The 14875-nt window shown below is 36.8% G+C and carries 8 protein-coding genes; all 8 read left to right on the forward strand.

Going from position 1 to position 14875, the window contains the following annotated elements; translation table 11 throughout:
• The first annotated feature begins 21 nt into the window (after window positions 1-21).
• Window positions 22-684 (forward strand): DUF3826 domain-containing protein, encoded by a 663-nt coding sequence (locus ACNH59_RS10215; protein WP_418262445.1) that lies wholly within the window; start codon window positions 22-24, stop codon window positions 682-684.
• A 347-nt stretch (window positions 685-1031) separates the two neighbouring features.
• Complete coding sequence (locus ACNH59_RS10220; RefSeq protein WP_418262446.1) at window positions 1032-2699, forward strand: polysaccharide lyase; 1668 nt, start codon at window positions 1032-1034, stop codon at window positions 2697-2699.
• 21 nt (window positions 2700-2720) lie between these two features.
• Window positions 2721-5879, forward strand: a complete 3159-nt coding sequence (locus tag ACNH59_RS10225; protein WP_418262447.1) for a DUF6298 domain-containing protein — start codon at window positions 2721-2723, stop codon at window positions 5877-5879.
• Between the two features lie 6 nt (window positions 5880-5885).
• Window positions 5886-7304 (forward strand): glycoside hydrolase family 140 protein, encoded by a 1419-nt coding sequence (locus ACNH59_RS10230; protein WP_418262448.1) that lies wholly within the window; start codon window positions 5886-5888, stop codon window positions 7302-7304.
• 144 nt (window positions 7305-7448) lie between these two features.
• Window positions 7449-9023, forward strand: a complete 1575-nt coding sequence (locus tag ACNH59_RS10235) for a glycoside hydrolase family 28 protein (protein ID WP_418262449.1) — start codon at window positions 7449-7451, stop codon at window positions 9021-9023.
• Between the two features lie 139 nt (window positions 9024-9162).
• Window positions 9163-10083, forward strand: a complete 921-nt coding sequence (locus tag ACNH59_RS10240) for a glycoside hydrolase family 43 protein (RefSeq protein ID WP_418262450.1) — start codon at window positions 9163-9165, stop codon at window positions 10081-10083.
• A 64-nt stretch (window positions 10084-10147) separates the two neighbouring features.
• Window positions 10148-12022 carry a six-hairpin glycosidase gene (locus ACNH59_RS10245; protein ID WP_418262451.1) on the forward strand — a complete coding sequence of 625 codons (1875 nt, stop codon included), beginning with the start codon at window positions 10148-10150 and terminating at the stop codon, window positions 12020-12022.
• 39 nt (window positions 12023-12061) lie between these two features.
• Window positions 12062-14854, forward strand: a complete 2793-nt coding sequence (locus ACNH59_RS10250) for a glycoside hydrolase family 78 protein (RefSeq protein WP_418262452.1) — start codon at window positions 12062-12064, stop codon at window positions 14852-14854.
• Window positions 14855-14875: the final 21 nt, after the last annotated feature.

Raw genomic sequence — 14875 nt, forward strand, 5'->3', positions numbered from 1 at the left:
AAATTCAAAATTTTTAAAAGCATGTTAATAAATAAAAAAATACAGTCTACGTTTTTGCTATTGCTTGTGTTCTGTACATTGCAAGCACAACAGCATTTAGATCCAGAATACATAAAAGTAACCAATGAAAGGGCTGCCAAAATTGTCGAAAAATTAGCACTTAACAATTCTGAAAAAGAAGCGAAAGTGTCTAGTATCATCGCACGGCAATTTCGTAACTTGAGTAAAATTCACGATGCTCGTGATGCTAAAGTCGAGAAAGTAAAGGCTTGTAGTTTATCCAAAGAAAAACAAAATACTAAAATTGAAAAGATTAAAATTAAGGCAGACAAAGCGGTTAGTAAATTGCATAAATCTTATGTCAAAGCCTTAGAAACTCAGTTAAACGAAGCTAAAGTTGTGGAAGTAAAAGACGGAATGACTTATGGTGTACTTCCTATTACTGTTGCGGGTTACAATGATATGTTGCCAAATTTAACTGAGGCGCAAAAAAAATACATTTATGATGCTTTGGTGGAAGCCAGAGAGCACGCAATGGACGGGGGAAGTTCTAAAGAAAAACACGGTTGGTTTGGAAAATACAAAGGAAGAATCAACAACTATTTGTCGGCACAAGGTTATGATTTGCACAAAGAAAGTGAAGATTGGCACAAGCGTGTTGAAGAACGAGAAAAGAATAAATAAAAAACATTAGTTCCTATTGCGAGGCTGTCCCGAAGTTTCGGAAAATGTCATTAAGTTAAGGAAAAACATCCTGCTTTGTCATTCCGAAGAATGAGGAATCACACTAGGTGTTCACGTTATGTGATTCCTCCTTCGTCGAAATAACATAAAATACGCCTGTCTTAATTATAATGAGCTTCGGGAGTCGTAGCCCATTTAAAAAAACGTTAACGGTAAACGTCTTGATATAGAATTTATCCTTGACTATCCTCAACAAAACTAGTTCACAAACACTAAGACTACTTTAAATATTTGTCATCATTATCATGAAAAATAACTTTCGAAATACCGCTCTTAAAAGAACATTTATGTTAGTTTCTTTCTGTTCCGTTTTTAGTTCAGTATATGCTCAATATCCTGAGATTCCACACGAACTGCAAGCAAAGTCAGATTCTCTTTGGGCAAAGGAAGAAAGAAGATTAGATAAAATTTGGGCTGACAATGCTCATATTATTAAAGAGCAAGCCAAGCAAGGACGTCCTTATATTCCGTGGGCGGCCTATCCTAAAGATTTGGTACAAGCTGAAATTCCTGCTTTCCCAGGTGCCGAAGGTGGCGGAGCTTATACTCAAGGTGGTCGTGGTGGAAAGATATTCGTCGTTACAAGTTTAGAAGATAGCGGAAAAGGTACTTTTAGAGAGGCCTGTGAAGCTGTGGGGGCAAGAACAATTGTGTTTAACGTTTCGGGAATTATTCGATTAAAAAGCCGCATCAGTATGCGAGCGCCTTATGTCACCATCGCAGGACAAACGGCTCCAGGTGACGGAATTTGTATTGCAGGGGAATCTTTGATTATTGATACTCATGATGTGATTATAAGACATATGCGTTTCAGACGTGGAGCTACTGATGTTACTCGTAGAGATGATGCCTTGGGTGGTAACGTTATCGGAAATGTGATAATTGACCACTGTTCTGTAAGTTGGGGGCTAGACGAAAATATTTCTATGTATCGTCATCAATTTCAAGCCAATGACAAATCAAAATTAGAGAAAATTCCAACGGTCAATATCACTATTCAAAACACCATTTCGTCTGAAGGTTTGGATACATACAATCACGCCTTTGGTAGTACTATTGGGGGATTAAATTCTACCTTTATGAGAAACTTATGGGCAAATAATATTTCTAGGAATTGTTCTGTCGGGATGTATGGCGATTTTAATTTTGTCAACAATGTGATTTTCAACTGGTGGAATCGTTCGGTTGATGGTGGAGATTATCGCTCCATGTTTAACATCATCAATAATTATTTCAAACCAGGACCAATTACTCCTAAAGATGATCCTATTCGCTACCGAATCTTAAAACCTGAATCGGGATATAGGGTTCCTAAAACTTTTGGAAGAGCGTATGTCAATGGAAATTACATTGACGGCGTGCCTGAAGTGACTGCTGACAACTGGAATGGCGGTGTACAAATTGAGAATTTATCACACGATAAAGCAAAAGACTATTTGGAACTAATCAAACAATCAAAAGCATTTCCTATGCCTACGATTACTATTATGAAAGCAAAGGAAGCATATGAATTTGTGTTGAACAATGCAGGAGCCACTTTACCAAAAAGAGATGCGGTGGATGAGCGTATTATAAAACAAGTACGTACAGGTAAAATTGAGTTTAAAGATGGTTTAGAAAACACTATCGGAAAAGAATTTATCAAAAGAAGATTACCTGCAGATTCCTATAAAAAAGGAATAATCACCAGTCCAGAGCAAGTAGGAGGTTACCCAGATTACAAAGGGAAAGCTTATAAAGATTCTGATAATGACGGAATTCCAGATGCTTGGGAGAAAAAATACGGTTTAAATCCAAAAGACGCTACTGATGCAAATCAGGACAGTAATGGTGACGGTTATACGAATATTGAAAAATATTTTAACGGAATTGATCCTAATCAAAAAGTGGATTGGTCAAAATTAGAAAATAATACAGATACTTTAGCTAAATTGAGCAATGGTTTATTGCAGTAATTTAGTTAACAATCCTTTAAAATGATAGTACCCTTGAATTGTATTTTTCGACATACTAAAAGAATAATTTTTTCAAACAAAGTATTGATTGCTTTGGTGTTGCAACTGTCTGTGCTAACAAATGGTTGGACGCAAAACAGTTTTCCAGATATCATAATAACCAAAGAAGGTAAAGTCATACGGACTTTAGATGCAAAAGGAAACCAAATCCCTGATTTTTCGTATGCGGGTTATAAAGCGTCTTCAGTTGCGATTCCTGATGTGGCTATTAAGGTTTTTGTACCTCATATTGAGGGTGATGCCACGGCCACAATTCAAGCTGCGGTGGATTATATTGCAAAGGCAAAAGCAGATAAAAATGGATTCAAAGGGACAATACTTTTAGACAAAGGAACTTTCAAAGTCTCGGGTGAAGTAAAAATAAATTCTAGCGGAATTGTTTTACGAGGATGTGGAGTTGATAAAACAGTTCTTTTAGGTACTTCAATTAATAGAAAAGCAATTATCAATATTAGCGGGATTAATAACCGCATTTTTAAGGAAACACAAGAATTAGCCAATAATTATACCCCATTGGGAGCAACGGAATTAACCCTAAAAAATGCTGCAGCTTTCAAAAAAGGAGACGCTATTGTTATCAATACGCCCATCACTAAAAAATGGATTGATATTTTGTCAATGAATGATTTTGGTGGTGAAACTGGCTGGATTGGTTGGAAAAGTGATGATTTTGTGATTCGTGCCGATAGAGAAATTACCGCAGTTCAAGGAAATACAATCACAATAGACGCTCCTTTAACCAATGCTTTAGACGAAGAATTATCAAAATCTACTATGGTAAGTTATTCTTGGTCGGGTAGAATTAATCAAGTGGGGATTGAAAATTTGAGTTTGAAATCGGATTATGATACCACAAATCCAAAAGACGAACAACACCGATGGCACGGAATTTCGATAGAAAATGCCGAAGATGTTTGGGTGCGACAAGTGAATTTTGAACAATTTGCAGGTGGTGCGGTTTCAATTTTAAAAACGGCAAAAAGAATCACCGTTGAAGATTGCTTGGCTTTAAATCCCATTTCGGAAATAGCCGCATTCCGCAGAAATACATTTTATACCGAAGGGCAACAAACTTTGTTTCAACGTTGTTATTCTGAATTTGGATATAATGATTTTGTTGTGGGAGGTTATGCCTCTGCAGGTCCCAATGTTTTTTTACAATGTGAAGCGTATTTGCCTTATAGTTTTAGTGGAGCTGTGGGAAGTTGGGCAACCGGAATTCTTTTTGATGTTGCCTTAATTGATGGAAACGCCATTAGTTTTAAAAACAAAGAACAAGACGCAAGAGGCTTAGGCTGGAATGTTGCCAACAGTGTTATCTGGGAAACATCAGCCTCTAAAATCGAAAATTACAATCCGCCAACGGCTAACAATTGGGCCTTTGGTGTTTGGGCACAATGGGCAGGAAACGGACATTGGAAAGACGTAAACAATCACATCAATCCAAGAAGTTTGTTTTATGCGTTACTCGAACAACGTTTGGGTAAATTACCAATGAAACCTCAAATTATGGATTTAGGTTCGGAGCCATCTTCTAGTCCAACTCTAGAACAAGCAGCGGTCTTAACTGCTGAAGCGTATCAATTAAACGAAACTCTTAAAGAATTCATCACTAATGCAGCGACTAGAAATCCGATTGCGATTGAGTATGGGAAAGCGAAACGTATTGATGAAGTTAAAACAGTTGCGGTTTCGACAACAAATACCAACAAAATCACCATCAATAATGGTTTATTAATTGTTGATAATGCAATACTTACTGGCGAAATAGTTGATGTACCTTGGTGGAGAGGAAGCTTGCGAGAATCTGATGTTGCCAAAGAAAGACCACATATTACTCGATTTGTACCTGGACATTACGGTTTGGGTTATACCGATAATTTGTCGGAAACTGTGGATTATTTGGTAGCGAAAAACAAAGCATCGCTAGACCATAATTACGGATTGTGGTACGAACAACGAATGGCAGATCACGAACGCATTCGCAGAATAGATGCCGATGTTTGGGCACCTTTTTACGAGCAACCTTTTGACCGTAGCGGACAAGGATTAGCTTGGGATCAATTGAGTAAATATGATTTGACGAGATACAACGCTTGGTATTGGAATCGATTAAAAACCTTTGCCGAATTGGCCACTCCAAAAAATAAAATATTGATGAATCAACACTATTTTCAACACAATATTTTAGAAGCTGGAGCACATTGGTCAAGTTCGCCTTGGCGTCCAGCTAATAATATTAATACAACAGGATTGCCTGAACCACCACCTTATGCAGGGGACAAACGAATTTTCATAGCTGAACAATTCTATGATGTTAAAAATGCTAACATCCGTAAGTTACACCAAGCATTTATTGAGAAAAACCTAGAAAATTTCAAGGACAATGCTAATGTACTACAACTAACAAGTGCCGAATATACTGGGCCTTTATCTTTTATGGAATTTTGGATAGATGTGATTGCCAATTATGAAAAGTCACATCAAAATGAATCAAAGACTGCGTTGAGTGCAACCAAAGATGTCCAAGACGCCATTTTAAATGATCCAATAAGAGTAAAAATAGTTGATGTAATTGATATCAAATATTGGTATTACAAAGAAGACGGCTCGGTTTACGCACCCGAAGGAGGAAAGAATTTAGCCCCACGCCAACACGCTCGAAAAATGAAAACAGGCAAAGAAACTTTGGAACAAACCTATAGAGCCGTTCGTCAATACCGAGAAAATTATCCTGACAAAGCAGTAATTTGTTCTACTCCTGGGGCAAATAGAATGGGTTGGGGCGTTTTGATGGGTGGAGGTTCCTTAGCGGCGATTCCGAAAATCGAATTATCCGATTTTCATTTGGCTGTTGCCAAAATGAAAACAGTTGCAGGAAGCCATTTTTCTGATTCGGTTTGGAAATTGGAAGAAAAGGGAGAAAACTATTTGTTTTATAAAAATAAAAATGAAGAAATTACAGTGAATTTGACTACGTTCAATGGACAATTTGATGTTTTTGCGATTAATGCGGAGACAGGAATCGTTTCCAAAATAGAAACCATTCGAGGTGGAAAAACAGTGACATTCTCAGATGCTATTACGAAAGAAAAAATACTATTCATACACAAAAAATAAATCCAAATGCTTACCAAAAACAACTATTTGTATCTATTCATTGCCAGTTTTGCTCTGCTTTTTACATCTTGTAAAGAGGATAAAAAGAGCAACGATTCACTTGCTTTAGAAGCGACATTACCCAAGTTGAAAATTTCTGAAAACCAACGTTTTTTCATGTCCGAAGATGGGAAGCCATTTTTTTGGCTGGGTGATACGGGATGGCTGATGTTAGGAAGATTGAATAGAGAAGAAATCAAAACTTATATTGAAGATAGAAAAGATAAAGGTTTCAATGTGATCCAAATTATGATTTTGCATAAATTGGATGTGAAAAATGTATACGGTGATTTGGCATTGACCAATGAGGATGTATCTAAACCTTTAACGACTGAAGGAAACGATTATAAAAACCTTCAGGAATATGATTATTGGGACCATTTGGACTATGCCTTAGAAGTGGCGGAGCAAAACGGAATTTACATGGCGATGGTACCTGTTTGGGGAACTAATGTGGCTAAAGGAAATAAAGTAAACGTAGCACAAGCACAAAAATACGCTCAGTTTTTGGCAGACCGCTATAAAAACAAAACCAATATCATTTGGTTAAATGGTGGGGACACCAAAGGAAATGAATTTCAAGACATTTGGAACGCTATTGGAAGTACAATCAAAAAAAGCAATCCTGACCAGTTGATGACTTTTCACCCCTATGGACGAACGGATTCCTCTGAAAATTTCCAGGAAGCAAAATGGTTGGATTTTAACATGTTTCAATCAGGACATAAAACCTACGATCAAGATACGGTTAAAACTTCTTTCAAAGAGGATAATTTCAAATATGTAAAAAGAGATTATGCACTAAAACCAACCAAACCAACATTGGATGGAGAGCCGTCTTACGAAGGAATTCCACATGGTTTACACGATACTTTACAGCCGAAATGGAATGCCAATGATGTAAGACGTTATGCTTATTGGTCTGTTTTTGCAGGCGCTTCAGGATATACCTATGGACATAGTGCCGTCATGCAAATGTTCAGAAAAGGAGACAATCCAGCTTATGGTAACAGAGAATTGTGGAACAAAGCCATCCATGCTCCTGGAGCTGGACAAATGATATACCTTAAAAAGTTGATGTTAGAATTCCCTTATTTTGAAAGAATTCCAGACCAATCCCTAATAGCCAATCAAGGTGATAAATACGATTATTTAGCAGCCACTCGAGGAAAAAACTATGCGTTGATTTATACCTATAATGGAAAAAAAATAGCTGTAAATATGGGCAAAATAGAGGGAAGCGATCTCGAGGCTAATTGGTACAATCCAAGAAACGGCGAAACAACTAAAATAGGAACTTTTGCGAATAAAGGAACTCAAGATTTTCAGCCTTCTGGCAAAAATGAAGAGGGTAATGATTGGGTATTAATTTTAAAATCAAAATAATCACTTTTTTGTCATTTCGAAAAAGGAGAAATCACATCCTTATAATCCACAATTTTTGTTGATTTTAAATTTGATTTATCCTTCTTTAACAAGGCAATAATAATATTAATAAATCTGCGTAAATCTGCGTGCCAAAACAAGCCTATGAAAATTAAGAATATCATACTAATACTCTGTTTTATAACAGGAATTAATGCTGCTTTCGCAAATGATGGCTGGTTGAATATCCTCAACGAAGGCGGGAACAACAAAGGTGTTATTTGTACGAAAGCCATTCAAGGCGCAATTGATAAAGCTTCTAAAAACGGAGGAGGAACGATATTTTTTCCTGCGGGAGAATACTTGACAGGGGCTTTAAAATTAAAAAGTAATATCACTATTTATTTGGATTCGGGTGCCTTGTTGAAATTCTCGGAGAATTTTGATGACTATTTGCCATTTGTTAAAATGCGTTATGAAGGAATCGTGATGCAAACCTTTTCGCCTTTGTTTTATGCTAAGGACGCTGAGAATATTAGCATCAAAGGTAGAGGTGTTATTGACGGTCAAGGGAAAGCATGGTGGAATGAAGTGTACCGAATTGAAGGTTCGAAAGTGCCTTTGGCTCCAACAAAATACCAAACGATGTGGGTAGAACAAAATAAAGGAATTACCTATGAACCATACTACAAAAGAACAATTGATAAACACTTTTTCAGACCTGCTTTTTTTCAAGCTTATGAATGTAAAAATATTTTAATCGAAGGAGTGACTTTTCAAAATTCCCCTTTCTGGACCATAAACCCAGTGTTTTGTGACAATGTGACCATTACTGGAATTACGATTTTCAATCCACATTCCCCTAATACGGACGGAATCAATCCTTCGTCTTGCAAAAATGTTCGTATTTCCAATTGCCATATCAGTGTAGGTGATGATTGTATTACAATCAAATCGGGTCGTGATGCCGATGGTCGTAAATACGGTCGTCCAACAGAGAATGTAACGATAACCAATTGTACGATGTTGAGCGGTCATGGTGGTGTAGTAATAGGAAGTGAAATGTCTGGTGGAATTAAGAAAATCACGATTTCTAATTGTGTTTTTGATGGAACCGACAGAGGTATTCGCATCAAATCGGCTCGTGGAAGAGGTGGAGTTGTTGAAGAAATCAGAGTGGATAACATTGTTATGAAAGACATCAAACAAGAAGCGATCGTGCTGAATCTTTTTTATGATAAAGATGCCAAAGAAGAACCTGTTTCAGAGCGAACACCTATTTTTAGAAACATTCACATGAGTAATATCACAGGTTCCAATATCAATAAAGCTGGTGCGATTCTAGGAATTAGCGAAATGCCGATTCAAAATATTTCTTTCTCCAATATCAATATGGAAGCCAAAGAAGGTTTTACCCTAAGTACAGCGACCGATGTAGAATTTCACGATGTAAAAGTGAATGCGACTATTGGGGCTTCTTTCAAAATAACAGATTCTAAAAATATCATTTTAGACAACGTCGGTTCTTCATCACCACAAAAAGGAATTCCAGTAATCAAATTGGAGAATGTATCGAATACCATGATTAGCAATAATTTTCCTTTTAATGCAACCGATGTTTTCATTGAAGCAGATGGAAAAGAAACAAAAGCCATTTTTCTGAAAAATAATGTTTTCCATAACGTTTCAACAGTTGTGAAAAGAGGTAAAGAATTAAATAAAAAAGCAATTATTGAATAATTGGGCTCCTGCAAGGTTTTCGAAACCTTGTAGGTGTAATTTTTGAATTTTATAGACCTGCAAGGTCAGGAAAAAACCTTGTAGGAAACGTAGATTCAATTGAGTTGGACTTTAGCTTGACCCATTTAATAATAAAATAATGAAAAAAATAATTTTAATACTAATAGTCATTTTTTTCCTGTTGAGTTGTTCTTCTTCGAAGCAAATCTATCTTTTTACTTCGTTTAGAGAGCCCGCAACAGAAGGGTTGCGTTTGGCGTATAGCAAGGATGGCTACCAATGGGAAAATTTAACAGCTACCTATTTAAAACCAGAGTTGGGTTCGAGCGATTCAAAAATCATGCGTGATCCATCGATTGTTAAAGGCAAAGACGGTGTTTATCATTTGGTTTGGACAACCGAATGGCGTGGGGGTAACGGTTTTGGTTATGCCAGTTCCAAAGATTTAATTCATTGGTCAAAACAAGAATACATTTCCGTAATGAAAAATGAGCCTGAAGTGGTAAACGTTTGGGCGCCTGAAATTTTTTATGATGAGGATGCCGATAACTACATCATCATTTGGGCTTCTACGATTCCGTTTCGCTATGAAAAAGGACAAGAAGAAGAGAAAAATAACCACCGAATGTATTATGTAACGACCAAGGATTTTAAAACTTTTTCGGAGGCCAAATTATTTTTCGAACCTGGTTTCAGTGTGATTGATTGTGTGTTAATAAAGCGTGCCCAAAACGACTATATTTTAGTACTAAAAGACAATACTCGTCCCAACAGAAACATCAAAGTGGCTTTTGGAAAATCGCCTCTTGGTCCGTTCGAAAATATTTCAGAACCCTTTACTGATTATTTGTCTGAAGGGCCAACTGTTTTAAGAAAAAATAAGGATTGGTTGATTTTTTATGACAATTATGGTGCTAAGAATTACAAGGCAGCCAAGACCTCAGATTTTAAAACCTTTGAAGATGTAAGCAACCAAATTACACTTCCAGAAGGACACAAACACGGAACAATTACCACGATTTCAAAGAAAATTTTGAGAGGATTAATTGAAAAAAGATAATTAAGGCTGAACCCTTTGAGAGTTTTATACTCTAAAAGGATTGGCTAAACAAAAGAAAAGAATAATGATTGCACTACAAAACATAAAGAAAAATTTAGCAACGGCATCTGTTATTTTAGTGACCTGTGGAGCTTTGAATACTACATTGGCACAAAATGATACTGTACGGTACGTTGGTAAAACCCTTTCAAATATTGATTACCACCACGGACAACTGAGTCCTGCGGTAGGAGTTCATGCCACACAAATTATGCGCGCCAGTAGAGAGCATCCTGAGAAATCAGATGGATTTGGTTGGACCTACAATCACCAACCCACCATGGCCTATTGGAATAATACCTTTTATTTAGAATATTTAAGTGACCCAACTGGAGAACACATTCCCCCAAGTCAAACTTTTATCATGAGTTCTAAAGATGGGGTTTCGTGGACAATGCCTAAAGTAATTTTCCCAATCTATCGCATACCTGATGGATGGAAAAAAGAAGGCGTTGATGGTGTTGCCAAAAATCTAGACGCTATCATGCACCAACGTATGGGGTTTTATACTTCTCAGGATAAGCGCCTATTTGCATTGGCCTATTATGGAATTGCGATGGATGCTAAAGACGACCCTAATGATGGAAAAGGGATTGGTCGAGTGATTCGTGAAATTAAAAAAGACGGTAATTATGGCGAAATCTATTTTATTCGTTATAATAAATCTTGGGATAAGTCAAAATCAGCTTTTCCATTTTATACCAAATCAAAAGACAAAGGGTTCAAAAAAGCCTGTGAAGAGATACTTTCAGAACCTTTGATTGTGCAGCAATGGGTGGAAGAAGCCGATCGTGATGACGAATTAATTCCCCTTCAAAAGCCTTACAAAGCGTTTAGTTACTACCATTTGCCTAACGGAAATGTAGTCGGTCTATGGAAACATGCTTTAACATCGATTAGTAAAAATGGTGGAAAATCTTGGGAATACATGCCTTTGCGTGCACCTGGTTTTGTGAACAGTAATGCTAAGATTTGGGGACAAAAAACATCTGATAACCGCTATGCAACAGTTTACAATCCTTCAGAATACCGTTGGCCATTGGCAATTTCAACTTCTGATGATGGCTTGAATTATACCGATTTGTTATTGGTACACGGTGAAATCAGTCCGATGCGTTACGGTGGAAACTACAAATCAGCGGGACCACAATACGTTCGCGGAATTACCGAAAACAACGGTACACCTCCTGATGGCAAACTTTGGGTGAGTTATAGTGTGAACAAAGAAGATATTTGGGTAGCCTCGGTTCCGGTTCCTGTGACCAGTGTGGTGACTAAGGATGTGAATGATGTTTTTAATAATTTACCTGATGGAGAAGAATTAAAAATGTGGAACACCTATGATTTGGCATGGGCTTCCACCAAATTGGAGACAAATTCAGACGGTTCGAAATGCTTGATCTTGCGTGATAAAGATGCATTTGATTATGCTCGTGCCGAACGTGTGATACCTTTTGCAACAAAAATGGAAGCGACATTTATTGTCAAACCAGAACAAAACAATCACGGTTTGTTGCAAATTGAATTCCAAAACAAACAAGGATTACCTGCTGTCCGATTGGTTTTTGATGCCGATGGAGAAGTGAAAGTAAAAAACGGGGCTCGTTTTAGTGGTATTGCTAAATACGAAGCCAACAAGGAATATAAAATCACGGTGAATTTAGAAGTCAAGTCGCGTTCTTATACCGTGAAAGTTAATGAAGGTAAAGAATCCACCAAGATATTTTATGCTCCCGTTGATGGCTTTGAGCGCATTATGTTCCGTACTGGTGAGCAACGTTACAGTCCGAATCCAGATACAGCTCCTGATACACCTGATTTTGATGATTTAGAGGATACTGGAAAAGAAATTCCTGAAGCAGTATTTAATATCAAATCATTGGTAACAAAGAAATTGTAAGATTTAAAAATAAAATCTGCGTAAATCTGCAAGATCTGCGTGAAACTAAATTATGAAGAATTTCAAAAACATATTATTCCTCTTTTTTTTCTAATATCGTTCATTTCTAAAGGACAAATTACTGCTGAACATTTAACATGTGAAATGGCCGAAAACCCCGTTGCTGTGGTACTAACACAACCTAGGCTAAGTTGGCAATTAGTTTCCAATGAATTAAATGTTTCTCAAAAAGCCTATCAAATTTTAGTCGCTAGTTCTGAAACCGTATTGCAAAATAATGAAGGAGATATTTGGGATTCGGGCAAAGTAAATTCAAGCCAAAGTCAGTTGGTTTCTTATAAAGGAAAAGAATTAAAAAGTGAGACCAAATATTTCTGGAAAGTGAAAGTTTGGAATCAAAAAAGTAAAGCTTCTAATTGGAGTGAAACGGCTTTTTTTAGAACAATTGCTGATAGAAAAGATTTGAATCCTACTTGGATAGGAGCGATTACCAAAGCCAATAGTCATTTGCCTGAAGGCAGAAATTACCATACCGCAACTTTCAAAAGAGAGAAGAAATTAGCACTAATTAATGCAGCAGATTCTCTAGCGACTCGAAGTATTTTGATGCGAAAGGAATTCGAAATCAAAAAAGAAATCCAAGAAGCCATGGTTTGTATTTCAGGTTTGGGACATTATGAACTGACATTAAACGGAAAGAAAATTGGTAACAGCGAGTTTGCACCTCTGTGGACAGATTATGATAAAACTATCAATTACAATATCTACGAATTAACGGAAGCCGACTTTCAAAGAGACAATGCCATTGGAGTTGTTTTAGGAAACGGGATGTACAATACCTTGGCAGATCGGTACACCAAATTTTATGTAAGTTTTGGTCCACCCACTTTGTTTTTCAAAATGAAAATCGTTTATAAAGATGGTTCGGAGGAAATCATTCAATCCGATGCGAGTTGGAAATACAGCAAAAGCCCGATTACTTTCAACAGTATTTTTGGAGGAGAAGATTACAATGCGAATTTGGAACAAAAAGGATGGGACAGTCCTCAATTTAATGATGCGAATTGGAAACCAGTCGTTATCCAAGAAGCACCAAAAGGAATGTTGAAAGCACAAACAGCTCCACCAATTACCATTCAGAAAAAATATGCTATTAAAGTAACCAAAGAGCTAAAGCCGAATTTCTTTGTTTTCAATATGGGACAAAATCTTTCGGGATTTCCAACACTTAAAGTAAAAGGAAAAAAAGGACAAGTGGTTCGAATGTGGACAGGTGAAGGTTTGAACGATGATGGAACTATTTCGCAAGGAAGATCTGGAAAACCCTATTATTTTCAATATACTTTAAAAGGTGAAGGAGTTGAGACTTGGCAACCTAAATTTAGTTTTTATGGGTACCAATACATTCAAATCGAAAACGTTAATTTTAAAAAAAAAACCAACGCTGATTTACCTACGATAGTCGATTTAGAATCTAATTTTATTTATAATTCGGCAGGTGAAGCAGGGACTTTTGAATGTTCAAATGAGATTTTTAACAAAGCACACAAGTTAATCAATAATGCTATAAAAAGTAATTTTCAGTCGGTGTTGACGGATTGTCCGCATCGTGAAAAATTAGGTTGGTTGGAAGAAATTCATTTGAATGGACCAGGTTTGATGTTCAATTACAACATGGCAACTTATTTTCCAGCCATCATGCAAAACATTGCCGATGCCCAACGCGATAATGGTATGATTCCTACCATTGCTCCCGAGTATGTAGTTTTTGGCGGGGATTTCACCGATTCGCCAGAGTGGGGTGTAACGGGGATTATCCTGCCTTGGATGCAGTATGAACAGTATGCTGATCGCTCTTTATTAGATAAATATTATCCCGTAATGAAGCAATATGTGGATTATTTATCGACCAAATCTAAAAATCATATCGTAGATTATGGTCTGGGTGATTGGTACGATTATGGGGATCATGCTGCGGGATATTCAAAGAATAGTCCGATTGCACTTTCAGCAACCTCGCATTTTTATTATGGTACGAGTCTGGTAGCCAAAGCAGCAAAATTATTGAACAAAGGGGATGATATAGTAAAATATGAAAAGCTAGCTTCAAGTATCAAAAAAGCTTTCAACAAGCATTTTTTTGATTCCAAAACCAAGCAATACGGTACAGGAAGTCAGTTCAGTAATGCTGTTGCTATTTTTATGGATTTAGTAGAACCGCAAAATAAAAAAGTGGTGATGCAAAATTTACTGGCAGACATCAAAGCCAAAGGCGACCGTTTGACAACAGGTGATGTGGGCAATCGTTATTTGTTTCAAGCATTGGCTCAAAATGATGAAAATGAAATGATGTACAAAATGAACAATCACTACGAGGCGCCAGGTTATGGTTTTCAAACTAAATTTGGCTTAACCACTTTGACCGAACAATGGGATCCACGCAAAGGAAATTCTTGGAATCATTTTATGATGGGGCAAATTGAGGAATGGTTTTACCAAAGTTTAGGCGGAATTGTTCTTGACGAAAATCATCCTGGATTCAAGCATTTTTTCATCCAGCCTGAAATTGTGGGTGATATGACTTTTGTGAAATCGAGTTACGAATCGGTTTATGGGAAAATAGTTTCCAATTGGGAAAAAAACGACAGTCAATTAATTTTCACAATTGAAATTCCAGCAAACACGTCTGCAACAATCAAATTACCAACGGATATCATGATGAAAATTAAAGTCAATGCAAAAAGATTGAAACAGTTTGATTTTGACCAAAAAGAGAAAAAAACAGTTTTTAAACTGGGTTCAGGAGTTTATAGGATTGAATGTATAAAATAAGATAAATTCTAATCTCTGCTG

It is taken from the genome of Flavobacterium faecale (assembly GCF_048320115.1).
GTDB lineage: Bacteria > Bacteroidota > Bacteroidia > Flavobacteriales > Flavobacteriaceae > Flavobacterium > Flavobacterium faecale_A.